Source organism: Arthrobacter sp. ES3-54, from assembly GCF_029504395.1.
GTDB lineage: Bacteria > Actinomycetota > Actinomycetes > Actinomycetales > Micrococcaceae > Arthrobacter.
Genome location: NZ_JAQFIF010000006.1, coordinates 105,211 through 131,494 on the forward strand (window position 1 = coordinate 105,211; position 26,284 = coordinate 131,494).

Here is a 26,284-nt window from a genome sequence, read left to right on the forward strand (position 1 = left end):
GTCTAAACTGGGCCCATGACTACAGCAGCTACCCCGTCCGTCGGCCTGGTCGGTTGGCGTGGCATGGTCGGTTCCGTCCTGATGCAGCGCATGCAGGACGAGGGCGACTTCGCCACCATCAACCCGGTCTTCTTCTCCACCTCGAACGCGGGCGGCGCCGCCCCGGCCATTGCCGGTGCTGCCGCGGGCGCGGCCGGCAAGCTCGAGGACGCGTTTGACCTCGACACGCTGGCGAAGCTGCCCATTATTGTGACCGCCCAGGGCGGGGACTACACCAAACAGGTTCACGGCGAGCTCCGCAGCCGCGGCTGGGACGGCCTCTGGATCGATGCCGCCTCCACGCTGCGCATGAATGAGGACTCCATCATCGTGTTGGACCCCATCAACCGGGACGTCATCGACGACGGCCTCTCCGGCGGGGTGAAGGACTACATCGGCGGCAACTGCACCGTATCCTGCATGCTGATGGGACTGGGCGGGCTGTTCAAGAACGACCTCGTCGAGTGGGGCACGTCCATGACGTACCAGGCGGCTTCCGGCGGCGGGGCGCGCCACATGCGTGAGCTGCTGAACCAGTTCGGCAGCCTCAACGCCGAGGTGAGCACGGAACTGCAGGACCCGGCGTCGGCGATCCTGGAGATCGACCGGAAGGTCCTGGCGCACCAGCGCGCCGGCATTGACGCCACGCAGTTCGGCGTCCCGCTGGCCGGTTCCCTGATCCCTTGGATCGATGCGGACCTCGGCAACGGCCAGTCCAAAGAGGAGTGGAAGGCCGGGGTGGAGACGAACAAGATCCTTGGCACCTCCGCCGGGAACCGGGTCATTATGGACGGCCTGTGCGTCCGGATCGGTGCGATGCGCTCGCATTCCCAGGCCCTGACGCTGAAGCTGCGCGAGGACCTCTCGGTGGCCGAGATCGAGAAGCTCGTGGACGCGGACAACCAGTGGGCCCGCGTGGTGCCGAACACCAAGGAAGCCTCAATGGCCGAGCTCACCCCCGTGGCGGCGTCCGGCACGCTGGACATTCCGGTGGGCCGCATCCGCAAGCTGGAGATGGGCCCGGAGTACATCAGCGCGTTTACGGTCGGCGACCAGCTGCTGTGGGGTGCCGCGGAGCCGCTGCGCCGCATGCTCCGCATCGCCACCGGAAACCTCTAGGAGCCTCAGGGACCCGCTTCGGCGCCCCTTCGGGCACCCGGTTCGGCGCCGCTTCTGGCACCAAGGAATCTGCGGTACTTCGCGGCCTGCAGCTCAAAGGACTTTTGAGCGGCAGGCCGCAGCCCGTTAACAGCATTGAAGGGTTCGGGCACGACGCCGGCGCCCCGGCCGCCCGGCGGCCCCGCCCACGTGCCGATCACCGTGCCGCCGGCCACGATGGTCTTCTTGAACACGCCGTTGCCGCCGGGGACGATCTTGTCAGCGTGCTCCGGCGCCAGCACCACGGACCGGTCCGCATAGCCGAGCAGGAATTCATCGAACCCCGACAGCGCCAGCACCGAGCGCTGCCCCGGCACGCCATCGTCAAGCAGCGCTGCCGTTGCCGGCGAGAGCCAGTAGCTGGTACCCGCGAACTCGAGCTCCACCAGGCGGTCCTTGACCCGGGCCAGGGCCGCGCGGGTTTCCGTCAGGGGAATGCCGGACCACCAGGAAAAATCACGTTCCGTGGCGGGACCGTGGCTGCGCAGGTAGCGCAGCAGCCACTCAGCGATGCCGTCCGGGCGGTCCAGGGTCCGCGACTGGGTGATCCAGTCGCCGAAGGCAACCACCAGCTGCTGGTTGCCTGCCAGCGGGCCCTGCACCAGCACACCCCGCTGGCACAGGATCCCCAGCAGATGAATGCCGCGCTGGCCCGCCGTGGACTGGCCTGCCCGTTCGAAGGCCTCGAACAGCTCCGCCCGGCTGGCTGCACCTGCGGAGACCAGGCGCAGCGCGGACCCCGCTGCGGCCTCCACGTCCGTGTCATTGATGCCGAGGTCCCGGTGGCGTCCGGCCATGCCGCGGATCAGCCGTTCCGAGGTAATGGCCAGCATCCATTTCAAATCCTCGGGAGCCAGCACATGCAAGGTGCCGCGCATGGGCCAGGACCGGACGATCTCCGCCCGGTCCAGCGCCCCGCGGACGTCATCGACGCGGGAACCCGGCACCCGCTGGCCGACAGCCCAGAGCACGGCCTGCAGGTCCTGGGCCTGCATTGCCGTCATCCCGCGGACGGCTTCGGGGACGGACTGAAACCCTGGTCCCAGCAGTCCCTGGGCGGTCAGCCGCAACCTGCCAATGATCCCGGGGCTAAGTCGTCGGATGCCCGTCACTGCTGTCATGGCTCCATGGTAAGGCGCCTGCGCTGGCTGTCGGGCTGTTGCCCGGCTCTTCCCAGCCGCCATCCAGCGGACCTCTTTAGCCTTGATGCATGACTATGAGTGAGGTGTGGCCGCTGCTGCGGCCCCTGTGCCGGAAGCTGGCCCTGCTCGGCTGGGCCGCCAGCGCCGCCGGCATGGCTGCCGGGCTCGCGGTCGCCATCGCCAGCGGTACCCGGCTCTCGCCCATGATGAGCAACCTGCAGTTGGTGTCCGGTTTGTGCATGGCAGTGTCCGTGGGCAGCTTCGTCACGGCCGCTGCGCTGCAGCCGCGGGCACGGTCTCAGGCACAATCCCAGACACGGTCTCGGGCACGGTCTCAGGCGGGCGTGGAGCGCGGCAGCATTGCCCCGCGGGGCCGGGAGCTCCAGCTCGACTACACAGGCGAATTTCCGGCCACCGTGCAGGCCTTCCTGCTCGGCTCCCTGGCGTTTCTGGCCGGCGCCGTGGCGTTTGCCTGCGCCGGACTGGTGCTGCAAAGCGGGCCGAGCGTGCAGTCCGTGGCGTTCTGCCAGATCTTCCTGCTCGGCGCCGCGGCCTCCGGTTTCACCTTCATGCTCTTCAGCAAGGTGGCCCCCCGCCACGCGGAACGGTAGGCGGCCCGGATTTCCTAGGCTTTTGCTGGGCTTTTCCTAGGGATCGACCTCAGAGGGCGACGCCGATCAGCAGCGGTTCCGGGTGCAGTTCAATGCCAAAACGTTCGACGACGCCGTGGCGCACCTCGCGGGCAACGGCCAGCATGTCGGCCGCGCTCGCTCCGCCCCGGTTGGTGACGGCAAGCGTGTGCTTGGTGGACAGCGATGCCCGGCCGCCCGAGACGCTGTCCGGGTCCAGCCCGAAGCCCTTGGCGAACCCGGCCTGGTCGATCAGCCAGGCCGCCGAGAGCTTGGTCAGTCCATCCGCACCGGCAGGATAGCGCGGGGCCTGCTGCGGCAGCCTTGCCGCGACGTCTTCGGCCACGATCGGGTTCGTGAAAAAGGACCCCGTGGAGTACGTGTCACGGTCGTTCGCGTCCCAGACCATGCCCTTGGACGCCCGGAGCCGCAGCACTTCGCGCCGGACGTCGTTGGAGTAGGCCCGCCGGCCCTGCTCGACGCCGAGCGTCCGCGCGAGTTCGGCGTAGCGGACGGGGGCGCTCATCCGGCCGAGCGGGAGCTGGAATTCCACGGTGAGCACCACGTAGCGCGGCGAGCCGTTGACGGTGGTCCGCTTCAGGATGGAGTCCCGGTAGCCGAATTTGAGTTCGGAATTGGTGAAGGTCTTCACCGCGTTGCGTTCCCGGTCCCAGGTGCGCACCGCGGCGATCGTCTGCGAGACATCGGCCCCGTAGGCACCGACGTTCTGCACGGGAGTCGCGCCCGTGGCGCCGGGGATGCCGGAGAGTGCCTCGACGCCGGACCAGGCATGCTTCACGGCATGGTCAACGAACGCGTCCCAGTTGTGGCCGGCCTGGACCACCACCGCCACGCCGCCGCAGGAGTCCTCGGCGTTGACGGTGAACCCTTCGGAGGCGATCTTGAGCACCGTGCCGGGGAACCCGTCGTCGGACACCAGCAGGTTGGAGCCGCCGCCGATGATCAGCAAGGGCTGGCCGGCGGCGTCCGCCGTGCGCACGGCGTCGATGATTCCGGCCTCGCTGCGGGCCTCGATGTAGCTGCCGGCGGGGCCGCCGACAGCGGAGGTGGTCAGGGCGGAGAGCTGGATCTGGGTCACCTGACCAGCCTAGCCGGGATCATCCGCTGGCCTAAGCCGGTACTAGCTATACCAAGCTAGCTGTATGGTCCCGGCACGGGCCCGGGGAGTTTGCGCGCCACCGGGGAGAGCAGGAAGCTGACAATCAGCATCACCATGACGGCAAGCAGCGAGTGGAGAATGCCGACGTGCTCGGCCAGCAGCCCCAGCAGCGGCGGCCCGCACAGGAACGCTCCGTAGCCGATCGTGGACACCACGGACACCCGGGCAGCGGCCTTGACGGGATCGTCGGCCGCGGCGGACATGCCCACCGGGAAGCCCAGCGAGGCACCGAGTCCCCAGATGGCCAGGGCCACGTAAGCCAGCCACGGTACCGGGGCGAAGACGAACAAGCCGAGTCCCAGGACCGCCAGCGCGGCACACCAGCGCATCACCGGGACCCGGCCGAACCGGTCAAGGACCAGGGTGCCGGCGAAACGGCCGATGGTCATGAACGTGACGAACAGCCCGTAGCCGGCGGCTCCGGCGGCGTCGGTCTGGCCGTGCCCGTCGGCCAGCGCCAGGGCAACCCAGTCCCCCGCCGCCCCTTCGGCGAGGGCAAGGCCGAGGACCAGCACGCCCAGGAGCAGTGTGCGCTTGTCACGCCAGGCCTGCGCGATCTGGCGTTTGTTGTCCAGTGGCTGCTCCGGGACCGCGTCCGTCTGCCGGACGATCGGGATGGGCCCGGTGGATGGATCCTCAAACGTGTCTGTCCCGGATGCCTTGAAGGGCCGCTCCCCCTCAACCGGCGTGATGTCCGCCCGGAACCAGGCAGCGGCGGTGGTCACCGAGCCGGCCACCAGCAGGCCCACCGAGGCGAGGTGCCAGAAGACGGGGATCCCGGCGGCGGCAGCCCAGGCACCCAGCCCGGCTCCCGCCACTGTGCCCAGGCTGAAGGAGCCGTGCAACCGGGGCATGATGTGCCGCCGGACCGCGCGTTCCACCGCGGCGCCCTCGACGTTCGAGGCCGTGTTCCAGCTTGCGGTGCCCAGCCCGATGATCGCCAGTCCCGCGGCGACCGCCACCGGGTTGGCCAGTACGGAGGTGCCGAAGCCTGCCAGCATCAGCCCGAAGCCGACCATGATGCTGCCGATCCGGATGGTGAGCTTGGAGCCGAGCCGGAGGACGATCAGGCCCGACGCGGACACGGACAGGAAGGACCCGGCCGTCATGCAGAGCAGGAGCAGCCCGATGGTGCCCGGGGTCAGATCCAGGCCATCGCGGATGGCCGGCAGCCGGGACACCCATGTGGAAAACGCGATTCCGCTCGCGCCGTAGGCCACCACCACAGCGTTCCGCCAGTGCGTGATCTCGGCGGCAGGAACGAAGAGAGCTTTGGTCACAGCAGCGCCATGGGCTAGGCCAGCCTGACGACGGCCTGGGCCTTGACGAGGACCTTCTGGGCGGACGAGAGGACCGTGAGATCGACGCGGGCGGTGCCGGCGTCGGCGTCGAGCGCTCCGATGGCCCCGCTGACCTCGATCACGGCACCGGCATCCGGCGTCCCTGTGGTGTCAGCGACGGGCACCGGCTTGGTGAAGCGGGTCTGGAAGTCGACGACGGCGGCGGGGTCGCCGGCCCAGTCGGTCACGAGCTGGACGGCGGCGCCCATGGTGAACATGCCGTGGGCGATCACGCCGGGCAGGCCGACGCCGGTGGCGAAGGCTTCGTTCCAGTGAATCGGGTTGAAGTCACCGGAGGCGCCCGCGTACTTGACGAGGTCGGTGCGGGTGACGGTGATGCTGCGGCTGCCGATGTCCTGGCCGACGCTGAGTTCCGTGATGTTGATGCTCATGGCTACTGTCCCTCTCCGCGGACCAGGATGGACGAGGTGGTGGTGGCGACGGGCTCGCGTACGCCGGCGGCCTCAGTGGCATCGCCGGAGGCAAGCGCGAAGATTTCCGAGCGGGTGGTGATCATGGCTCCGCCGCCCATGGCGCGGACGCCGTCGACGTGCAGCTCGGCGACCAGCCGGTCGCCCGCGATGATCGGGCGGTGGTGGGTAAACCGCTGGTCGGCGTGGACCACGCGGGAGAAGTCGATCCCGGAATCCGGATCCTCGATCAGCTGCGCGTCGGCGCGCTGCGCGACGATGATGGCGAAGGTCGGCGGCGCCACAAGGTCGCTGTGACCCAGGGCTTCGGCGGCGGCAACATCGAAGTGGGCGGGGTGGGTGGCCTTGACCGCGCGCGCGAACTCGCGGATCTTCTCGCGGCCGACGTCATACACCTCTGCGGCAGGGTAGCTGCGCCCCTGCAGGTCCGGATTGATAGTCATGGGTTCCAGCCTATCGCCACGCCCCGGACCGTCCGGCTTCGTGACAGCTTCGTGCCGGGATCGGCCGGGCGTTGATGGGACGGGTATTGACTCGCACGATATGATGAAAACATCAATCCATCAATCCGTACAGCGGGGCTGTCCCGTCGAGCCGCGCCGCGAACGGATGCGAGAAGGTGTCCTCCTGCCATGATCTCCGCCGCGCAGACCCCGTTGTACGAAATCAAGGCCAACCTGTTTAAGGCCCTGGCCCACCCGGCCCGAATCCGGATCCTCGAGCTTCTGGCCGCGGCACCGGACACTGCAGCGCCGGTCAGTTACCTGCTCGCCGAGACGGGACTGGAGCCCTCGCATCTGTCCCAGCATCTGGGGACGCTGCGCCGGCACGGCGTGGTGACGTCGGTCCGGACGGCGAATGTGGTGACTTACCGGCTAGCTCATCCCAAGATCAAGGAGCTTCTTGCGATCGCCCGGGTCTTCCTGCTGGACACCCTGGCCGGTTCCAGCGAACAGCTCCGGATAGCTCAGGAGCTTCCCGCCGGCCACCTCGACCGTGCCGGCGACATCGACAGCGCCGGCCACCTCGACCGTGCGGGCGACATCGACAGCACAGCTCCGTGAGCAGGGCCCCGGCATCAAGCCCTGCCCTGGCATCCAACACGGTACGGCGAGGTCTCGCCCGGTTTGTGCCCTCCCGCCGCGACTACGAGTTCTTGCGGTCCGCTTGGAAGACGGACCTGTTCGCCGGCATCACAGTAGGCATTGTGGCGCTCCCCCTGGCGCTGGCCTTCGGGGTGAGTTCCGGAGTCGGGGCCGAGGCCGGACTCATCACCGCGGTGGTGGCAGGACTGGTTGCCGCCGTCATGGGCGGATCCAGCGTGCAGGTCTCCGGCCCGACCGGCGCCATGGTGGTGGTCCTGGCCCCGGTGGTCGCCGCCCACGGCGTCGCCAGCATTGCCCTGGTCTCGGTAATGGCCGGGCTGCTCGTCATGGTCCTGGGAGTGAGCGGGCTGGGCCGGGCCGTAGCGTTCATCCCCTGGCCGGTCGTGGAGGGTTTCACGCTCGGCATCGCCGCCATCATCTTCCTCCAGCAGGTGCCCCTGGCCACCGGCACCGCGGGAACGCCCGGCCACAACACCCTCCTGGCCGCCGTCGAGAGTGCGTCACAGGCCACCGTGCCGGCCGTGCTGCAGACGCTCGCTGTGGTGGCGGGCGTCGCGGCCCTGATGTACCTGCTGCCCAGGCTCAACAAGTCCCTGCCTGCGAGCCTGATCGCGGTATTGCTCACCACCGTGGCAACAGAGCTGCTGGCGCTGGACATACCCCGGATCGGCGCACTTCCGCACTCCCTGCCGGCGCCCTCCATGCCCTCTGTGGATCCGGCCGCACTGGGCACTCTCCTGATGCCTGCCGTCTCCATCGCGACGCTCGCCGCCATTGAATCCCTGCTCTCGGCCCGGGTGGCCGCCGGCATGGTGGGGCCGGACGGCCGTCCGTCCGGCCCGTACAGCCCGGACCGGGAGCTCACCGGTCAGGGGCTGGCCTCGATCGCTGCCGGCTTGTTCGGCGGCATGCCCGCCACCGGGGCGATCGCCCGGACCGCCGTGAACGTCCGCTCCGGCGCCAAGACCAGGCTCTCCGCGGTGGTGCACGCCCTGGTGCTGCTGGCCATCATCTACCTGGCGGCGGGGCTCGTCGGCAAGATTCCCCTGGCGGCGCTCGCCGGCATCCTCATGGTCACGGCCACCCGCATGGTCTCGCGGCACACGGTCACGGCGATCCTCCGGTCCACCCGCGCCGACGCCGCGGTGTTCGTGATCACGGCCCTCATCACCGTCGCCTTCGACCTCATTGTGGCCATCCAGATCGGACTCGCCGCGGCAGCCGTGTTCACGCTGCGGACGTTCGCGTCTCTGAGCGGGGTCCGGCGCGAGGACATCCCCGGGGCGCCGGTCCCGGGAGATGAGCACATCGCCATTTTCCGGCTGGACGGTGCCATGTTCTTCGGCGCCGCGGAGCGGGTTCTGCAGGAGATCAGCCAGGTCCAGGACGTCCAGGTGGCCATCATCCGGCTGTCCCAGCTGCGGATGCTGGACGCCACGGGCGCCCATATGCTCGTCGAGGTGATTTCCGCGCTGGAGCTGCGCGGCGTCACGGTCCTGCTGAAAGGGGTCCAGCCGCAGCATCTGGAGCTTGTGACCAACGTGGGGGTCATCCGCTCACTGCGGCATCACAGGCATCTGTTCACGTGCCTTCCGGACGCCGTGGAGCATGCCCGGAGCCATGTGGTGCGGAACGCAACCGCTAGCGCTTGAGGTTCTTCCGGATCGTCTGGCCGCGGACCACAAGACCGGCAATGTGCAGGATCAGGCCCAGCCCAATCACCGCCAGCGACGCGAGGGCAAGGGCCTGGTTGCCGATGCTGTTGCCGACCACACTGAGGATGATGCCAAGGGCGATCAGGCCCATGGCACTGAAGGCGAGCACCTTGTAGGCGGTTGGCGCGGTGGCCCAGAATTCATTCAGCACCGTGCCAGTCTACCGGGGCACGTCGGCAACGCCGCGAGCCGCAAAAATTCCTGGCGACACTTAGAATGCCTGGCGACGCCCAAATTACTTGGCGACGCCGGAATACGGCCGCGTCCGGTATTTTGCGCGTCGCGGGGCAATTCCAGCGTCAGAACAATGCTTCCTGCACGGCCGGGACGTCCGAGCCGTGGTCACCGAGCTCGATCATCCGCGCTTTGAGCTGCCCCAGGTTCACCACGAATTCCAATTCGCTGCCATCCAGCACTGCCAGCGCAATGCTGCCGCTCAGCGAATCGACCCGGAACCCGTGCGCTCCCGTCCCCAGGTCGTGGGGATAGGCATGCCGGGCGGCCGGGGCGCAGGCGTTGGCAGCGAGCTCCGGCCGGGCCCACCGCTCATCCACCACCTCGAAGCCCTCCCCGCCAGCACCGGCGAGCAATGTCCGGGCCTCCCCTGCCAACCGCCTGTTCACGGCATCGAGTTCGACGGCGGCTGCCGGCGCCACGAGCGCAGCCGCCTTGGCGGCGGCGCGGACCTGCTGCGGCAGCCCGGCGTCGCGCGTGATCATGTCTTCAAGGATGCGGACCACGCGGCCGTCCCCGGCACGGGCGATGTACCGGGCGACGACGGCGCCCTGCTCGGCGAGCCGGTTCCATTTGCGCAGGTCCGAGGCGGTGCCGACCTTGCTGGCCCCGGTGGCGAACGTGGCGACGTAGAGCCAGTGCGGCTGCATCAGGTACGCGCGCAGGCCCGGCGGGACCCGGCCGCCGCGGTGAAAGTCGTGGATAAGCCGCGAGTCGTCCAGGACGAAACACTGTTCGCACTGGCTGCCCTTGGTGGCGGCAGCACGGGCGGGGCAGAGGACGTGGTCCCGGTCCGCGGGACCGTGCACCGTGTGGTGCCCGAGGCAGTGTTTCCCCTTCGCGGCGAGCCGGAAACCGAGCCGGGTGCCGGCGTCGAGCGCCATATCAGTGAGCGTGCCGTCAGGGTCCTGCAGGCGCATCACCGGGAGCCCGCCCTGTCCAGAAGCCGCGGCGGGAACGGGCGCCAGACCATCCCAAAAGACCCCGTGGACCAGATAGCGGGTATCGGTGACGGGGTCTCCTTGAGTGGTGTGGGGCTACAGCGCCGGCTGCACGCCAAAGGCTACCGCGAGCTTCATGATCTTCTCGGCGCGACCCAGGCGCGGCAGGTCGGAACCGTCGCGGATGACGCGGCCGCTGGCCTCGAAGTCGGCCATGAAGTCCGTGGCCCACGCGACGTCGGACGGCGTGGGGCTGATGACCTCGTTGATGACGGGGGTCTGGTCGATGGCCAGGCACAGCTTGCCGGTCATCCCCATCATCACTGTGATGCCGGTCTGCTCGCGCAGGATGGGGTGGTTCGTGCCGACGGTGGGGCCATCGATGGGGCCGGGCAGGTTGCCGACGCGGCTGGCCACAACCAGCTTGGCGCGCGGGTAGGCCATGGCTTCCGCGGTGGCCGCCATGCCGGTGTCGCGGCGGAAGTCGCCCGAGCCGAAGGCCAGGCGGAAGGCACCCTGGGCTTTCGCGATGTTGTTGGCTTCCTCGATGCCGACGGCGGACTCGACCAGGGGAATGACCGGGGTCTTGCCGTCCATCCGGTGGAAGCTCTCCGTGACTTGGTCGGCCGATTCGGTTTTGGCCAGCATGATGCCCAGCAGGCCGGGGGTGCCGCGCAGCCCGGCGAGGTCATCGGCCCAGAACGGGCTGGTGGCGTCGTTGATCCGGACCCACGCGCTGCCGCCAGCGGTCAGCCAGTTGACGACGTTGGCGCGGGCGGTGTCCTTCTGGGAGGGGTCCACCGCGTCTTCGATGTCGAGGATGATCGCATCGGCCCGGGAGACGGCGGACTGGTCGAAGAGGTCGGTCTTCATAGCGTTCACCAGCAGCCAGGAGCGGGCGATGTCGGCCGGGATGTTGCGCTGGGGCCGAAGTGATTCGGCGGTGGTCATAGAGGTCATGCATCTACGCTAGCCGCCCGGGGGCACTTGCCGCCAAGCGATCCTGCCCTCAGGGGCGACCATTACGACCAAAATCACGTCCTCGCCCAACCAGTTGGCAGCAGAAGCCGTCTTCAGGACGCAAAACGGCCTCACCTGCCAGCTAGTTGAGTGGGGCGTGACGGCGGGAGTGGCTAGGGGATGTTGCTGCCCCGGGCCGCGACCCAGAGGCCGTACCACTCGGCGCGGGTCATCGCCGCTGCGGCCTCGGCGGCACCGGCGCAGGCGAGGATCCTGTCCGGGTTGGCGGTGCCGATCACGGGCGCGATCCCCGCGGGGTGCCTCATGAGCCAGCCCAGCACGATCGCCTCCCCCGTAGTACCCTTCGCGGCGGCCAGGGCGGTCACCAGGGCGGAGGTGGCTTCCTCTGCTGGCGTCGGCACGGCGGCCGGCGCCCCGGTGTACAGGCCGCGGGCCAGCGACCCGTATGCCTGCAGCCGGATGCCCTTCCGGACGCAGTGCTCCACGGTGCCGTGCGGGAAGCTGTAGTCCGTGCCCTCGGCATGGTTGACCAGCACCGTGCTTTCGAGCCAGGCACGTTTCAGCAGGCTCATTTCGAGCTGGTTGCCCACCACCGGCGCCTCGAGCCGGTCCTGCAGCATCTCGATCTGCGGGCCCGACATGTTGGACACGCCCACTGCCCGCACCTTGCCTTCGGCCATGAGCTGCCCGACGGCGGACGCCACCTCCGCCGGATCCATCAGGGGATCGGGGCGGTGCAGCATGAGCACGTCGACGTAGTCCGTCCTGAGCCGGGCCAGGCTTTCGTTGACCCGTGACAGGATGCCGTCCCGGCTGAGGTCGTAGTAGGCCTCCAGGCCCTGCTCGCCCAGCCGGATGCCGCACTTGGTCTGCAGCCGGATCTTCTCCCGCAGCCCGGGGGTCCGGGCCAGGACCTCGCCGAAGACGGCTTCGGCTTTGCCGTTGGTGTAGATGTCCGCGTGGTCAAAGAGCGTGATGCCCGCGCTCATGGCGGCTTCGACGGCGGCGGCCGCCTCGTCAACGTGCGCGGACGAGTACGGCTCCGCCGACCAGTTGCCGCCCAGGCCCATGCAGCCGTAGACGAGTTCCTGGGGGAGGCTCACGTCGAGGCCGGGCGTGCCGGTCGAATCCTTCGGTGCGGGCCTCACCGCAGCCAGACGGTGGTGTTGGCCGGCAGCTGTCCATCCTCCAGCGGGCCGCTGCTGGCCAGCACCTCGCCGGCAGGCAGGTCAACCGGCGCATCGCCGAAGTTGGTCACCGTCTGCCAGCCGCCGGGACGGCTGAACCGCAGGACATCGGCGCTGCCGGATTCCTGCCATTGCAGTTCCTCCGAGGTCTGCAGTTCGCGGCGCAGCTTCAGGGCCTTGCGGTAGAGCTCCAGGGTGGAGCCTTCCACGCCGTCCTGGGCTGCCACGGCGTAGCGGCCGAACCAGGCCGGCTGCGGCAGGTGTGCCCCGCCGGCGCCGAATCCGAACGAGGTGCCCTCCGGAGCCCACGGCAGTGGCACGCGGCAGCCGTCGCGGCCGATCTCTACGCCCTTGTTCCGGAAGAAGGTGGGATCCTGGCGCTCGGCGTCGGGGATCTCCGCGACTTCCTGCAGCCCCAGTTCCTCGCCCTGGTACAGGTAGGCGGAACCCGGCAGGGCCAGCATCAGCAAGGTGGCGGCGCGGGCGCGGCGCAGGCCGAGTTCGACGTCGAGCTCTTCGACAGGGGCGCCGGCCAGCAGCCAGCCCTTGCCGTCCTGGCCCTGGGCGTGCTTGCCGCCGCCTTGGGGCAGGCCGTAGCGGGTGGCGTGGCGGACGACGTCGTGGTTGGAGAAGACCCAGGTGGAGGAGGCCCCGGATTCCGTGGCCTCGGCGAGGTTCCGGGCGATGATTTCGCGGAACTCGCCGGCGTCGAAGTCGGCCTGCAGGAGGTCGAAGTTGAACGCCTGGCCCAGGCCTTCCGGGCTGGCGTAGCGGGCGCGGCGGGTGGCGTGCACCCAGGCCTCGGCGACGGCGGTGCGCGGCGGGTTGTACTCGTTGAACACCTCGCGCCATTCGGCGTAGACCTCGTGGACTTCGTCGCGGTCCCAGAACGGGTGCGAGCCGTCCGGGAATCCGTCCGTGCCGGTGTTGGCGGCGCTGAGCTCCACCTTGGAGATCAGCGGCTCGGTGAGGTCCTTGGTCAGCGCGTGGGCGACGTCGACGCGGAAGCCGTCCACGCCGCGGTCCGACCAGAAGCGCAGCGTCTTGAGGAAGTCGTCGCGGATTTCGCGGTTGGCCCAGTTCAGGTCGGGCTGTTCCTTGGCGAAGATGTGCATGTACCACTGGCCGGGCGTGCCGTCGGGCTCGGTGATCCGCTCCCAGGCGGGGCCGCCGAAGACGGACTCCCAGTCCGACGGCGGGAGCTCGCCGTTTTCGCCGAGGCCGTCGCGGAAGATGTAGCGCTCGCGGGCAGCGGATCCGCGCGGCGCGGCCAGGGCCTCCTGGAACCATTCGTGCCGGTCCGAGGAGTGGTTGGGGACGATGTCGGCGATCAGCTTGATGCCGGCAGCGTGCAGCGCGGCGGACATCTCATCGAAGTCCGCCAGGGTGCCGAGCTTGGGGTCCACATCGCGGTAGTCGTCGACGTCGTAGCCGCCGTCGGCCAGCGCCGAGGGGTAGAACGGGGAGAGCCAGACGGCGTCGATCCCGAGTTCCTTCAGGTACGGGACCTTGGCGGTGATGCCCTTGATATCGCCCAGGCCGTCACCGTTGGAATCGGAAAAGCTCCGCGGGTAGATCTGGTACACCGATGCCTGGCGCCACCAGTTGGGATCGGCGGCGAGGTCGGAACCGGACAGGGTTGCCAGCGTGGCGGTGTTGGTCAAAGGGAGATTCCTTCGGGTCTGGGAGGGCTTCTGATAATTTAGATACAAGCTAAATATATTGCCTGAACAATTATGGGTCCGGGAACAGAAGAGGTCAAGAAGTGATGCCGCACGCAGCCGCCGCCACGCCGCAGCTGCTGCGCCGCGTCAACGCCCAGGCCGTGCTGCGCCACCTCCGCGGCGCCGACGCCGCCACCGGCACCGAGCTGATGGCCCTGACCGGACTCACCCGGGCCTCGGTGATTGCCGTCTGCGAGGACCTGATCGGCCGGGGCTGGATCGTGGAGCTGGACCAGCCCCGCGCAGACCCGGCCAATCCCCGGAAGGGCCGCCCGGCCCGGCGGTTTGCCTTCAACCGGGAGGCAGGGTTCGTGCTGGGCCTGGACATCGGCGCCGCGACCACCACCGCCGCCGTGGCCGACCTCCGCGGCACGGTCGTCGGCCGGTCCAGCGAGAGCTTCCGCGCGGCGGACATCCCTGCGCAGGAGCGGGTCGGCGTCATCGATCTCGTCTGCCGCCAGGCGCTGGAGGCCGCGGGAAAAGACCCGCGCAACGTGCTGGCCGTCGGAGCCGGGATCGCCGCACCGGTGGACCGGGACGGGAACGTGCTCGTGACCCAGCGGTTCTGGAGCCTGTTCGACGTCGGGCTCCGCTCCGTGCTCAAGGAGCTGCACGGCTGGACGGTGCTTCTGGAGAACGACGCCAACCTGGCCGCGCTCGGTGAGCGCTGGCGCGGCTCCGGCGCGGGCGTGGACGATCTGGTGGTGCTCCTGGCGGGCGAACGCCTGGGCGCCGGGGTGATGGAATCCGGGCGGCTGCTGCACGGCCGCGGCGGGGCCGCCGGCGAGATGGGCTATCTGGACATGGTGGAAGGCGTTGGCTCCAGCGACGGCATTGCTGCCCTGGCGCGGCAGTGGTCCGCGGCGGGCGGCGGACCGTCCGCGGGCGGCCCTGCAAGCGCGCCGCGCGTCTTCGAGGACGCGGCGGCAGGAGACGCGGCGGCCCTGGCGATCCTGGACCGGATGTCGGAGCGCATGGCGCGCGTCATCGCCTCAATCGCGAGCCTGATCAACCCCGAGCAGGTGGTGATCGGCGGCGCCGTCGCCGAGTCCGCCGGCGCCCTTCTGCCGGGCATCACAGCGCGGCTCCCCCGCTTCACCGCCACCCCGCCCCGCGTCACGGTCTCGCCGCTGGGCGACAAGATCGTCACGGTGGGCGCGATCCGGCATGCCCTGGACTTCGTTGAGGACAATGCGCTGGAACTCGAACTGGCCGGCTGAGGCCTTGCCGGCCGCCTAGTTTTTCACAAGAGCGGTTTCTCAAGATTCGGCAACGATTGGATACCCAAGCCGAAAGTTTGGCGCAAGTTTCCCGGTATTGCGGCCTGCCGTCCGTAGACTGACCTCACTTTGGTCTCTTGCGGCCGTTCAGCTGACCCGTCGGCCGGACGGCCGTCTCATGAAAGATAAACGTGAACCCTCTACGGATGAAGACTGCGTTGTTTGCCGCGCTTGTCCTTGCCTTGGCTTCGGTCCCAGCCACCGGCACGGCGCCAGCCCTCGCTGAGCAGTCGCCGACGCCCGTCGCGGCCGCTACCGCAACAGCTCCGGCAGTTCCGGCCGCTACCGCAACAGCTCCTGCAGCTCCGGCGGCGACCCCGACGCCGGCACCCACGGCTGCTACCTCGACTCCCAGCGCGCAGACGGTCCAGCCGACGCCAAAGTCCTCCGCCCCTGCCGGCGTCAGCCCATCGCTCACGACCGTTGAATCGCTCCCGGTGGAAGGCTCCGACCAACCGTTCATTGCGCACACGTTCGAAAACCCTCCCCCGGTCGGCAAAAAGGGCGCGCCAGCTTCCGCCGCCGCGACGGCACGGACCACGGAGTCCTACTCACTGACCCGCTCCGGCGACATCAAAGTACGCCTGGTCCTGGTCCAGTTGGCCGACAAGAAGGCCAGCATCCCGCAAGCCGCAGCACAGGCTTCCATCGCCACCAGCAGTAACTATTGGAAGAGGATGTCCAACGGCCGGTTGTCGATGACCGTGACCAAGGTGGAGAGCCGCAACAGCAAGGCCACCTCGACGCAGCGTTACCCGGACATGATGAACACTATTGCCGGAGAACTCGGGTGGACTCCCAGCACCAATACCGCCCTCGTGGTCTTCGTCTCCACGCCCACGCTCTCCGACGGCGCGTACGGCGCCGGCTGGAGTTATCAGGGCACCAGCGGGCGGGTCATCATGCCGCTCCCGGCGAAGTTGACCAACAGCGTCCTGACGCACGAATTCGGCCACGTGCTCGGGCTCATGCACGCAAACAGCCTTCAGTGTGGAAGCGGCGCCCAGGATGTCGGCACGAACTCGAACGGGTCATTCGCCGATTCCAGCTGCAGCATCCGTGAATACGGCGACAGCCTGGATCTGATGGGCATCTCCCAACTCACCCAGCCAGCCATCAGCTCAACTCTTTGGACCTATGGGGGGTTTGGCCGCGGCGACGAAATCGTTGACGCAGGGACGCTCAACGGCATGAGGAAATTCACCCTGAAGGCATGGGCGGGTACCGACGCGAACCGGGCAGTGAAGTTTACGGATCCCGTGAGCGGCGAATCCTATTTCCTGGAGTTGCGGCTGCCTGTCAGCTATGACACCACCGAGGCTGTGGACCTGAATCGTGGCGTCAAAATTGTCCAGCAGCTGGGGGCTGGCTCGCTGATTCTCCTGCCGGATTCCAGGCCGTTCGCCGGTTACTACAATCCCCGCCAGACCTGGCAAGCAGGACAGACCTTCACCACCCATGCCGGCACGCGGGTAAGCATTGACGCGATCACCTCCGCTGCCGCAAGCGTGACGGTTGAGTCGATACTCTCAATAGCCGGCAGGGCAATCACCCCTGTCGCTGCAGCCACACCCGCCCTTGGAAGCCCGACAACCGCCGTCGCGTGCGGGCTACGGGCCGGCGGGTGCTACAGAAGTTTTCAGGGCGGCTCGGTCCACTGGTCACCAAACACCGGCGCAGTCGCAACGGTCGGTGCGATCGGCGCCTCCTGGGGTGCCTTGGGATACGAAAACGGCAAACTGGGCTACCCGACCAGCCGTCAGCTTTGCGGTCTGACTGGGGGCGGCTGCTACCAGACATTCCAGGGCGGCACCATCCACTGGTCGCCGGCCACCGGCGCCCGCGCCACCGTGGGCACCATCCGCGCGACTTGGGGCACCCTGGGCTACGAAAACGGCAAGCTCGGCTACCCCGTCACCAACGAGATTTGCGGCCTGACCGGCGGCGGCTGCTACCAGCGCTTCCAGGGCGGCACCATCCACTGGTCGCCCGCCACCGGCGCCTCCGCCACCTGGGGCGCCATCCGTGCCACCTGGGCAAGCCTGGGCTCCGAGAAAAGCAAACTCGGCTACCCGTCCGGCAAGGAAACCTGCGGGCTGGTCAACGGCGGCTGCTACCAGACATTCCAAGGCGGCACCATCCACTGGTCGCCCGGCACCGGCGCGGTTGCCACCTGGGGCGGGATCCGCGGTGCATGGGGAAACCTTGCCTACGAAAACGGAAGGCTCGGCTATCCCACCGCTAATGAGGTCTGCGGACTGGTCAACGGAGGCTGCTCCCAGGCGTTCCAGGGCGGAGTAATCTACTACGCTCCGGGAGCCGGCGCGTTCGCCACGTGGGGCCCGATCCGTAAAGCATGGGGCGCCCAGGGTTACCAAAACGGAAAGCTCGGTTACCCGACCAGCAATGAAATCTGCGGACAGTCCGGCAGCTGCGATCAGTCCTTCCAGGGAGGTCTCATCCACTGGACCGCTGCGGCGGGTGCCATCGCGACCTCAGGGCCGATCTGGACCGCCTGGGCGAGCCTGGGTTCGTCCCAAGGAAAGCTCGGCTACGCCGTGGCCCGTGAGGTCTGCGGCCTGGCCGGCGGCGGGTGCTCCCAAGCGTTCAAGGGCGGCACCATCCACTGGTCGCCCGCTACCGGCGCCTTCGCCACCTGGGGCGGCATCCGTGCCACCTGGGCAGGCCTGGGCTCCGAGAAAAGCAAACTCGGCTACCCGACGGGCAGGGAAACGTGCGGCCTGATCAACGGCGGCTGCTACCAGACGTTCCAGGGCGGCACCATCCACTGGTCACCGGCCACCGGCGCCCGCGCCACCTGGGGCGGGATCCGTGCCACCTGGGCCAGCCTGGGCTACGAAAAAGGCAAGCTCGGGTATCCGACGGGCAAGGAGACCTGCGGCCTGATCAACGGCGGCTGTTACCAGATGTTCCAAGGGGGCACCATCCACTGGTCGCCCGCCACCGGCGCCCGCGCCACCTGGGGCGGCATCCGTGCCACCTGGGCCAGCCTGAGCTACGAAAAAGGCAAGCTCGGTTACCCGTCCGGCAACGAAATCTGCGGCCTGGCCGGCGGCGGCTGCTACCAGACGTTCCAGGGCGGCTCCATCCACTGGTCGCTCGCCACCGGCGCCATCGCCACATCGGGCCCCATTCGCGCAACCTGGGGCAGCCTAGGGTACGAAAGGGGACGGCTTGGCTATCCGGCTGCAGCGGAAGACTGCGACGCGGTCAGCGGCGTATGCAGCCAGCGATTCCAGAACGGAACCATCACTTGGTCTGCCGCGCAGGGCAGCGTGGTAATCCCCTGACCGACTGGCCCGCGGCGGTTGGCCATGAGCACCAACCGCCCGGGCGCCCGGCGCCCGGGAAGTTGCCAGCCCACCACCCGGGCTAACCGCAAAGGGTCATCACTCCGGCATGATCATGGTGCGCAGGTCCAGCTGCCGCAGCACCCGGTCCGCGACTTCCGGGTCCATGCCCGGCTCGTTCCGGGCCGCCACGACTTCCTGGCGGGCCGCGTCGAGGGCGATCGTCTGCACGGCAATCGCCAGTTCGCGGCCGCGTTGGCGCTGCTCCCCCGCGCTCTCATTCTTTAGGCTCCCGTCCAGCAGCTCGGCGTGTAGCCGGGTCATTTTCTCCTTCACCAGCGCCACCTTCTCCGCCGGGAGTTCCTTCATAAGCTCGTTGTCCCTGAGCGCGGCGATTGCTGCCTGTTGCGCACGGCGGGCCAGCACGCGGGCGGCGTCGCGTTCTTCCGAACCGTCCTCGGACGCCTTCAGGAACCGCATGAGCCACGGCAGCGTCAGCCCGGGCAGTACCAAGGTGGCCAGCAGGACCGCGCAGGCGATCACCAGCAACTCGCTACGGGCCGGGAACGGCGTGCCGTCGGCAATTGTCAGCGGAAGGGCCAGCGCCAACGCCAGGGTGGCCAGGCCGCGCATGCCGCACCAGGTCAGGATCAGCACGTCCTTGGCGGACGTAGGGCGCAGGACATCCTTCCTGGCCCGGGACAGGCCGGACATCATGGCCAGCCAAGCGAAGCGTGCGGCGAACACGAGGACGCACACAACTGCGGCTGTGCCGATCATGCCGAACACGGCGCTGCCTTCCTCATGGATGACCTGCCGTACTTCCAGCCCCACCAGCCCGAAGGCCAGGCCGGTGATCAGCAGTTCCACGACGTCCCAGAACGCGGTGCGGGTCACCCGCTCCGCGGCGTCCGCCGGCCGGGAGTGGCGCTGCATTTCCAGGGCGGTGACGACGACGGCGATCACCCCGGAGGCGTGCAGCTCCTCGGCCAGGATGTAGGCGGCAAACGGCACCACGAGGGTGACGGCGCTCCGGGCCACCATGGAGGACACGAGGCGGGTGATCAGGCTCGTGAGCCAGCCCATGCCGATGCCCACGACCACCGCGAGCGCGGCTCCCAGGACAAACTGGAGGACGACGTCGGAGGCGATTTTGGTGCCGGCTACGGCGGCGGCCACTGCCGCCTGGAAGATGACGATGGCGGCGGCGTCGTTGAAGAGGCCCTCGCTCTGGAGAACGTTGATGAGCCGCCGCGGCATATGGACACGACTGGCGATGGAGTCAACGGCCACGGGATCCGGCGGAGCCACCATGGCGCCCAGGGCGATCGCGGCCGGAATGCCGATGCCCGGGATCATGAGCCAGGCAGCGCCGGCCACCACCGCCGTCGAGACCACCACCAGCGCGACGGCGAGCATGAGCAAGGTGCGCCAGCGGACCCGGAAAACGGCCCAGGAGCTGCGCTGGGCCGTCGCGAAAAGCAGCGGCGGCAGGAAGATGGGCAGGATCAGTTCGGGCGGGATCTGAATCTCCGGGAAGCCTGGGATGAACGTCAGGGCGACGGCCAGGAGCAGCATCAGCACCGGGTAGGGCAGCCTCAGCCGGTCCCCCATGCCCACGGCCCCCACTGTGGCCAACAGGAGTCCAACGATAAGTGCCAACTGATCCATGCGCCCGCTTTCCCCGAAGGCGAGCCGGGGGCATCCCGGGTGGATGCACGGGCCGCCCCCACTACCCTATCGAGGTAATCGGTGCGGGGCTTAAGGGCTGGGCCTACGGTTCTGGGCTTACGGTTCTGGGCTTACGGTAACGGGCCTAAGGTTCGAGGGCCGCCGCGAGCGGTAGGGTACCGTCCCGGAACTGGATGATGCGCCCGATCGTGACGGGCAGTCCGAGAACCGCCGCCGCCACCAGGGCGACGTTGGCGCGGGAGGTTGCGGTGCCGTCCGACGTATCGGCGGGGTCGACGTCGATCATCCCGTTGCCGGGTCCGGCCGTCAGCGTGCCGGGCCCCAGAATGGTCCAGTCAAGGCCGGAGCCGCGCAGGTAGGCATCCGCCGCGGCCTTGGCCTCGGCGTAGGCGAAGAAGCCGTTGTCCGAGGGGACCCCGTGGTCCGGCCCGGCGCCGAAGTAGGAGACCATGACGTACCTGCTGACGCCTGCTTCTGCCGCGGCGTCCATCGAACGGATCGCGGCGTCCCGGTCCACGGCGTAGGTCCGTTCGGGGCTGCCGCCGCCGGCCCCGGCAGACCACACCACGGCGTCGTGGTTCCGCAGGGCATCGGCGATCTGCGCCGTCGTCGCGTTCTCCACGTCCAGAAGCGAAGGCGTGGCACCCGTGGCCGCGACGTCGGCCGCGTGGTCCGGGTTGCGGATGAAGGAGGTGACCTCCTGCCCGTCCGCCGCGAGGATCCTGGACAGTTCCAAAGCCACCTTGCCGTGGCCGCCGATGATTGCGATTCGCGTCATGGACCCATTCTGTCCCACCTGATGGCGAACTGCTGCCCCATGGTCCAAAGGTTGGTGGTGGTCCAGTAGATCAGGACGCCGATGGGGAACACGATGCCGCCCACGCCGAAGACGACAGGCAGACTGTAAAGGATCACCTTCTGCTGGGCCATGACCGGACTCGCCAGGGCCTCGTCGGACAAGGTCCTGGCCATGATTTGCTTCTGCGTGATGAACTGCGCGGCTGTCATGGCCAGGATCATCACGATGGAGAGGACCCACACCGAGAGTTGGTTGCCGCCGACGCCGTGCAGCAGCGATGCCGAGAGCGGGGCACCGAAAATAGTGGACTGGTCGAACTGCATGACCTGCTCGGCGCTCATGGCACCGACGCCTTGGCTCTGGCCGGCCGTGGTGCTGATGCCGGAGAGCACCTGGAACAGCGCAAAGAAGAAGGGCATCTGGATCAGCATGGGCAGGCAGGCCGAGAACGGGTTGGTGCCGTGCGCCTTGTACAGGGCCATCTGTTCCTGCACCATGGCCTGGCGGGAGAGCGGATCGGTCTTACCCTTGTACTTCTCCTGCAGCTTCTTCAGGTCAGGCTGCAGCAGCCTCATGCGCTGCTGGGCGTTGACCTGCTTGAGAAACACCGGGATCAGGGCGGCGCGGACGACCAGCACGATCCCGATGATGGACAGGGTCCACGTCCAGCCGCTGGCCGCCGGCATGCCGATGGAGTTGAGGCCGTCATGGAAGGCCGCCATCATGGCTGAGACCAGCCATCTAAACGGGGCCATGACGGTGCCAAAGAAGTCCACTGCTATCCCCAACTGTCAGGTGCTGCAAAGCTACGGTGAAACGAGCCGCTTGTCACGGGCGCGGGCTGCGTGAGGGCACGCAGCCGACCGGGAAACAAGGCGAGACCCGAGCCGCCGAGTGGTGGCATGATGGGCCCATGAGCCAAGTCACGTGCGATCTGACTATCTCCCTCGACGGATTCCTCGCCGGCCCGAACCAAAGCATGACGGACCCCTTGGGCGAGGGCGGAGAGCTCCTGCACAGGTGGCAGTTCGAAGAACGCCAGTCCAACGCGGCCTGGCTCGACGGCATTCTCGCGGCCGGCGCTTACATCATGGGACGGAACATGTTCGCTGGGCCCGGGACGTGGGATGAAACGTGGCGGGGATGGTGGGGTGAGGAACCGCCCTACCACGCGCCTGTGTACGTGCTCACCCACCACCAGCGCGAGCCCCTGGAGATGCAGGGCGGCACCACGTTCAACTTCGTGACCGACGGGATTGAATCAGCGCTGGCCCAGGCGCGGAAGGCCGCCGGCAGCAAGGATGTGGCCGTTGCCGGAGGAGCGCAGACCGTCCGCCAATACCTGTCTGCGGGGCTGATCGACGAGCTGCGGCTCCATATCGCGCCCATCCTCCTGGGAGCGGGCGAGCGGCTGCTGGACGGCGTCGGGAACCTCAAGCTTGAACCGACGGAAGTGAGCGGCACCAACCTCGTTACCCACGTGCGCTATCGGGTGGTCCGCTGAAACGCTGAGTCTTAGTTTTAAAGTTCGCGGCTTCGCCTCATTGAGATCACGTCCCACATCTGGTCACCCATCGGAGTGGCACCCGTCTCGGCCAGGAAACAGCAAGACCCCCGGAAATCGCACGGTGATGGCGTCGACGATGCATCAGCGAACAGATCGCCAAGTGGCCTCCGAAACCGCCCCGAACCGTCCGCTTCTTCAGGTGGCAGGACGCCGGCGACGGGCTACTATTGCTTTCACGTCTTCCTGAGAGTAATCGAGAACCATGAACGTCCATCGCTCCAGCCATGTCGGCGCCACAGCCCTCTCGGTACTGAAATCCAGGCAATTGATTAAGCTGCGGCGGGCGGTGGGTGTAGCGGTGGTTGCGGCAGGCCTGCTGCTGAGCGGCCTTGCCGTTCCGGCCGAAGCAGCAACCGTATACACGGCTCCGCTGCGGACTGCCGTACGCGGACTCACTGTCGCGGCCGAGGTCAACGCCGGCTATGACCGGGATCGCTACTTCGGCGCCTGGGCGGATACCAACGGGGATTGCCAGAACACGCGGCAGGAAGTCCTCGTCCAGGAATCGAAGGGGGCCGTGTCCTATACCAACCGCGGTTGCATGGCCAGCAGGGGACGCTGGGTGACATCGTGGGACAACGGGGTTCACACCTCAGCGACGGAGGTGGAGGTCGACCATCTGGTCCCGGTTAATGAAGCCTGGGGCTCCGGCGCAAGGTATTGGTCCCAGGCGCGGCGCGTGGCTTTCTATAACGACCTCGGGGACAGCCGCACCCTGAACGCGCAGACGTCCGCTCTCAACCACTCGAAGCGGGCCAGTGGCCCGGAAAGGTGGCTGCCGCCGAAGAATCGTTGCGCGTACATCGGCCAGTGGGTCGCGGTGAAGATCCGCTGGGGCCTGAGCGTCAACACCACAGAGAAGGCGGCGCTGATCCTCTACGCAGAATCCTGCCCTAACGTCACCCTGACGGTTACCCGCGTCTAGCCACCCGTCTCCCGATACAGAAAAGACCCCCGGAATCTCAAGGATTCCGGGGGTCTTGCCTGTAGCGGTGGGGAGGCTCGATCTCCCGACCTCACGATTATGAGTCGTGCGCTCTAACCAACTGAGCTACACCGCCATAAATGAGGAAAACCTGCGCTAAGCCGGTCAAAAACCGCCTTGACACAGGCCCTCATCCAGAGCCCCCCACCGGAATCGATCCGGTGACCTCGTTCTTACCAAGAACGCGCTCTACCACTGAGCTAGGGGGGCAACGAGTAAATACTCTACCGGAAGATTCGCCCACCAACAAATCGGCGGCCGGACGACGTCGGACCGGCCGAAAACAGCGGAAATCCGGGCCCCCAGCACGGTCCTGCGAGCCTGAATCGGCTCCCAGAACCGGCATGCCGCCGCGGCTGTGACGAAGTGAACACGGGGGCGGAATAGTTAAACAAGAACGGGCCGGCTCAGGGAGCCGGCCCGTTCTCAGATAGTGCTAGTGATTACCACTTGTTGCGGGGCTTGAAGCCGCCTTCGGTGCGGGGCTTGCGGGTGTCGGCGCCGAAGGTGCGCTGCTCGGAGCGCTCGCTGAAGGAGCGGCCGCCACGGTCAGCGGAGGACCGCTCGCCGTCGCCCTTGCGGAATTCGCGCTTGAAGCCGCCGTTGCCCTTGAAGTTGCCGCTGCCACCGGAGTAGCCGCCACGGTCCCCGCCGCGGTCGCCGCCGCGGTTGCCCTGGTAGGAGCCGCTGCCACCGGAGGGCTTGCGGCCGTTGTCGAGCTCGAGGTGGATCAGCTCGCCGCCGATCCGGGTGCGGGACAGGGCCTTGAGCTGGTCGGCGCTCAGGTCCGCCGGGAGCTCCACGAGGGAGTGGTCCGAGCGGATGTCGATGCCGCCGATCTGGGCCGAGGAGATGCCGCCTTCGTTGGCAATGGCGCCAACGATGGAACCCGGCATGACGCGCTGGCGGCGTCCGACGGCGATCCGGTAGGTGGCGTTGCCCTCGGTCAGGGTGCGGGTCGGGCCGCGTGAGCCGAAGCCGTCCTTGGAGCGCTCGCGCTTCTGGAACTCGGGCGCTGCCGGCAGTTCCTTGACCAGGAGCGGCTGTCCGCCCTGGGCCATGACGGCCAGTGCGGCGGCGATCTCCGAGGCCGGCACGTTGTGCTCTTCCTCGTAGGAGGAGATGAGGTCGCGGAACGCGGCGACGTCCTCGGACTCGAGGGTCTCCGTGATGCGCTCGGCGAACTTGCCCAGGCGCAGCGTGTTGACGGTCTCGGCCGTGGGCAGGTGCATCTGCTCCACCGGCTGGCGGGTTGCCTTCTCGATGGAACGCAGCAGGTACTTCTCCCGCGGCGTCATGAACAGGATCGCGTCACCGGAACGGCCTGCGCGGCCGGTGCGGCCGATGCGGTGGACGTAGGACTCGGTGTCGTGCGGGATGTCGTAGTTGACCACGTGGCTGACGCGCTCGACGTCGAGTCCGCGGGCGGCGACGTCAGTGGCGACAAGGATGTCGATCTTGCCGTCGCGCAGGGCCTCAACCGTGCGCTCACGCTGCTGCTGCGGGATGTCACCATTGATGGCGGCAGCCTGGAAGCCGCGGGAGCGCAGCTTGTCGGCGAGGTCCTCGGTGGCCATCTTGGTCCGCACGAAGGCGATCACGCCCTCGAACTCTTCGACCTCGAGGATGCGGGTCAGCGCGTCGAGCTTGTGCGGGCCCATGACCTGCAGGTAGCGCTGGCGGGTGTTGGCGCCCGTGGTGGTCTTGGACTTGACCTGCACCTCGGCCGGGTTGTTCAGGTACTGCTTGGAGAGCCGACGGATCTGGCTCGGCATCGTGGCGGAGAACAGCGCAACCTGGCGGCCCGCGGGGGTCTGCTGGAAGATCTGCTCAACGTCTTCGGCGAAGCCCATGCGGAGCATCTCGTCGGCCTCATCCAGCACGAGGTACTGGAGTTCGGACAGGTCAAGGGAACCCTTGGAGATGTGGTCGATGACACGGCCGGGGGTACCGACAACAACCTGGGCGCCGCGGCGCAGGCCGGCGAGCTGGGGGCCGTAGGCGGAGCCGCCGTACACCGGGAGGACGGTGAAGTCGTCGATGTGCTTGGCGTAGGAGGTGAAGGCCTCGGCCACCTGGAGGGCGAGCTCACGGGTCGGAGCCAGCACCAGGGCCTGGGTCTTGCGGGACGGGCCGTTGAGGTCGTGGAGCTCGGCCAGACGGGACAGTGCCGGTACTGCGAATGCTGCAGTCTTACCGGTACCGGTCTGGGCCAGGCCCACGACGTCGCGGCCTTCGAGCAGCAGCGGGATGGTTGCTGCCTGGATCGGGGACGGCTTCTCGTAGCCGACGTCCTGCAGGGCAGCGAGGACACGGCCGTCGATGCCGAGGTCTACGAACTTGACGCCTTCTTCCTCGGCGTCCTCGTCCTTCGCCGGGGCGGAAGTGGCCTCGGTCTTGGTGTCAGCCTGCGGGGCAACTTCGGCAGCCTCGGCGGCGGCCGGTGCTACAACGTTCGCAGGAGCCTCGGTGAATTCCGGGGCGGAGCCGGCTGCGGGGGCAGCCGTTTCAGAAGTCTCGACGTCGCTCTGAATGTTTTCGGTGTCGACGGAGTTGTTCTGATTTTCGGGCATAGGTGAAATTTCCTCATCCATAGGGGCCAAGCGGCACAACCCGAGGTGAGCGGAGCCGCAGTACGCGTGACACGAATTGCCGGGCGTACGGTTGACCGGCGGGTCACATAGAAGTCCGGCGCTTTCGCAATCCCGTGGCAGGACTTCCCGCTGCATCTCTTGGCTGCTATCCCAGCAGTCTGTACAGCGTTTTCTTTTGCCGGCTCTCCCTATGAAAATGCCCGCATCACAGTTGCGGGCCCCAACACTTGCCAGTCCTGCCTCAAGAAT

22 protein-coding genes and 2 tRNA genes are annotated in these 26,284 nt (G+C 67.9%); 8 read left to right on the forward strand and 16 right to left on the reverse strand.

Going from position 1 to position 26,284, the window contains the following annotated elements:
• Window positions 1-15 precede the first annotated feature (15 nt).
• Window positions 16-1,158 (forward strand): aspartate-semialdehyde dehydrogenase, encoded by a 1,143-nt coding sequence (gene asd / locus M2428_RS12745; RefSeq protein WP_277526310.1) that lies wholly within the window; start codon window positions 16-18, stop codon window positions 1,156-1,158.
• A gap of 5 nt (window positions 1,159-1,163) precedes the next feature.
• Here the strand turns inward: asd and M2428_RS12750 are convergent, their stop codons facing one another.
• Window positions 1,164-2,318: a winged helix DNA-binding domain-containing protein gene (locus M2428_RS12750; protein WP_277526311.1), complete on the reverse strand. Its 1,155-nt coding sequence runs from the start codon at window positions 2,316-2,318 to the stop codon at window positions 1,164-1,166.
• Window positions 2,319-2,407: 89 nt separating this feature from the next.
• Between M2428_RS12750 and M2428_RS12755 the strand changes: the two genes are divergently transcribed.
• Window positions 2,408-2,950, forward strand: coding sequence for a hypothetical protein (locus M2428_RS12755; RefSeq protein WP_277526312.1), 543 nt, complete (start codon window positions 2,408-2,410; stop codon window positions 2,948-2,950).
• A 49-nt stretch (window positions 2,951-2,999) separates the two neighbouring features.
• On the opposite strand, the gene M2428_RS12760 is transcribed toward M2428_RS12755, so the two are convergent.
• From M2428_RS12760 to M2428_RS12775, 4 genes are read right to left on the reverse strand one after another with little or no spacing between them, the layout of a single operon-like run.
• On the reverse strand, window positions 3,000-4,067 hold the full coding sequence (locus M2428_RS12760; RefSeq protein WP_277526313.1) for a UDP-N-acetylmuramate dehydrogenase: 1,068 nt from the start codon (window positions 4,065-4,067) through the stop codon (window positions 3,000-3,002).
• Window positions 4,068-4,123: 56 nt separating this feature from the next.
• Entirely contained in the window at window positions 4,124-5,428 is a 1,305-nt protein-coding gene (locus M2428_RS12765; RefSeq protein WP_277526314.1) for an MFS transporter, read from the reverse strand.
• Window positions 5,429-5,442: 14 nt separating this feature from the next.
• Entirely contained in the window at window positions 5,443-5,880 is a 438-nt protein-coding gene (locus tag M2428_RS12770) for a MaoC family dehydratase (RefSeq protein WP_277526315.1), read from the reverse strand.
• Window positions 5,881-5,882: 2 nt separating this feature from the next.
• Window positions 5,883-6,362, reverse strand: coding sequence for a MaoC family dehydratase N-terminal domain-containing protein (locus tag M2428_RS12775; RefSeq protein ID WP_277526316.1), 480 nt, complete (start codon window positions 6,360-6,362; stop codon window positions 5,883-5,885).
• 189 nt (window positions 6,363-6,551) lie between these two features.
• On the opposite strand from M2428_RS12775, the gene M2428_RS12780 reads away from it, so the two are divergent.
• Window positions 6,552-6,983, forward strand: a complete 432-nt coding sequence (locus M2428_RS12780; RefSeq protein ID WP_277526317.1) for a metalloregulator ArsR/SmtB family transcription factor — start codon at window positions 6,552-6,554, stop codon at window positions 6,981-6,983.
• Entirely contained in the window at window positions 6,980-8,677 is a 1,698-nt protein-coding gene (locus M2428_RS12785) for a SulP family inorganic anion transporter (protein ID WP_277526318.1), read from the forward strand. The genes M2428_RS12780 and M2428_RS12785 overlap by 4 nt, the downstream gene beginning before the upstream one ends.
• Here the strand turns inward: M2428_RS12785 and M2428_RS12790 are convergent.
• The 5 genes from M2428_RS12790 to M2428_RS12810 form a co-directional block, all read right to left on the reverse strand.
• Window positions 8,667-8,891, reverse strand: a complete 225-nt coding sequence (locus M2428_RS12790; RefSeq protein ID WP_277526319.1) for a DUF3188 domain-containing protein — start codon at window positions 8,889-8,891, stop codon at window positions 8,667-8,669. The two genes, M2428_RS12785 and M2428_RS12790, sit on opposite strands and share 11 nt — an antisense overlap.
• Before the next feature lie 148 nt (window positions 8,892-9,039).
• On the reverse strand, window positions 9,040-9,894 hold the full coding sequence (locus M2428_RS12795; RefSeq protein ID WP_277526474.1) for a DUF2797 domain-containing protein: 855 nt from the start codon (window positions 9,892-9,894) through the stop codon (window positions 9,040-9,042).
• Between the two features lie 117 nt (window positions 9,895-10,011).
• Complete coding sequence (locus tag M2428_RS12800) at window positions 10,012-10,875, reverse strand: CoA ester lyase (RefSeq protein ID WP_277526320.1); 864 nt, start codon at window positions 10,873-10,875, stop codon at window positions 10,012-10,014.
• 173 nt (window positions 10,876-11,048) lie between these two features.
• Complete coding sequence (locus M2428_RS12805; protein WP_277526475.1) at window positions 11,049-11,999, reverse strand: aldo/keto reductase; 951 nt, start codon at window positions 11,997-11,999, stop codon at window positions 11,049-11,051.
• 41 nt (window positions 12,000-12,040) lie between these two features.
• Window positions 12,041-13,747 carry a glycoside hydrolase family 13 protein gene (locus M2428_RS12810; protein ID WP_277526321.1) on the reverse strand — a complete coding sequence of 569 codons (1,707 nt, stop codon included), beginning with the start codon at window positions 13,745-13,747 and terminating at the stop codon, window positions 12,041-12,043.
• A gap of 104 nt (window positions 13,748-13,851) precedes the next feature.
• Between M2428_RS12810 and M2428_RS12815 the strand changes: the two genes are divergently transcribed.
• Both M2428_RS12815 and M2428_RS12820 read left to right on the forward strand, forming a co-directional pair.
• Complete coding sequence (locus M2428_RS12815) at window positions 13,852-15,027, forward strand: ROK family protein (RefSeq protein ID WP_277526322.1); 1,176 nt, start codon at window positions 13,852-13,854, stop codon at window positions 15,025-15,027.
• A 206-nt stretch (window positions 15,028-15,233) separates the two neighbouring features.
• Window positions 15,234-18,398, forward strand: coding sequence for a M43 family zinc metalloprotease (locus M2428_RS12820; RefSeq protein WP_277526323.1), 3,165 nt, complete (start codon window positions 15,234-15,236; stop codon window positions 18,396-18,398).
• Between the two features lie 99 nt (window positions 18,399-18,497).
• Here M2428_RS12820 and M2428_RS12825 read toward each other — a convergent pair whose 3' ends face one another.
• The 3 genes from M2428_RS12825 to yidC all read right to left on the reverse strand — a co-directional run bounded on the left by M2428_RS12825 (window position 18,498) and on the right by yidC (window position 21,665).
• Window positions 18,498-20,069, reverse strand: a complete 1,572-nt coding sequence (locus M2428_RS12825; protein WP_277526324.1) for a Na+/H+ antiporter — start codon at window positions 20,067-20,069, stop codon at window positions 18,498-18,500.
• A 145-nt stretch (window positions 20,070-20,214) separates the two neighbouring features.
• A complete protein-coding gene (locus M2428_RS12830) occupies window positions 20,215-20,868 on the reverse strand; it encodes an NAD(P)H-binding protein (RefSeq protein ID WP_277526325.1) in 654 nt (217 codons plus the stop codon).
• On the reverse strand, window positions 20,865-21,665 hold the full coding sequence (gene yidC, locus M2428_RS12835) for a membrane protein insertase YidC (protein ID WP_277526326.1): 801 nt from the start codon (window positions 21,663-21,665) through the stop codon (window positions 20,865-20,867). The genes M2428_RS12830 and yidC overlap by 4 nt, the downstream gene beginning before the upstream one ends.
• 137 nt (window positions 21,666-21,802) lie before the next feature.
• On the opposite strand from yidC, the gene M2428_RS12840 reads away from it, so the two are divergent.
• Complete coding sequence (locus M2428_RS12840) at window positions 21,803-22,393, forward strand: dihydrofolate reductase family protein (protein WP_277526327.1); 591 nt, start codon at window positions 21,803-21,805, stop codon at window positions 22,391-22,393.
• A gap of 265 nt (window positions 22,394-22,658) precedes the next feature.
• Window positions 22,659-23,381: an HNH endonuclease family protein gene (locus tag M2428_RS12845; protein WP_277526328.1), complete on the forward strand. Its 723-nt coding sequence runs from the start codon at window positions 22,659-22,661 to the stop codon at window positions 23,379-23,381.
• 62 nt (window positions 23,382-23,443) lie between these two features.
• Here the strand turns inward: M2428_RS12845 and M2428_RS12850 are convergent.
• The 3 genes from M2428_RS12850 to M2428_RS12860 form a co-directional block, all read right to left on the reverse strand.
• Window positions 23,444-23,517, reverse strand: a tRNA-Met gene (locus M2428_RS12850).
• A gap of 62 nt (window positions 23,518-23,579) precedes the next feature.
• A tRNA-Thr gene (locus tag M2428_RS12855) sits at window positions 23,580-23,651 on the reverse strand.
• A gap of 233 nt (window positions 23,652-23,884) precedes the next feature.
• On the reverse strand, window positions 23,885-26,014 hold the full coding sequence (locus tag M2428_RS12860; protein WP_277526329.1) for a DEAD/DEAH box helicase: 2,130 nt from the start codon (window positions 26,012-26,014) through the stop codon (window positions 23,885-23,887).
• Between the last annotated feature and the right edge of the window lie 270 nt (window positions 26,015-26,284).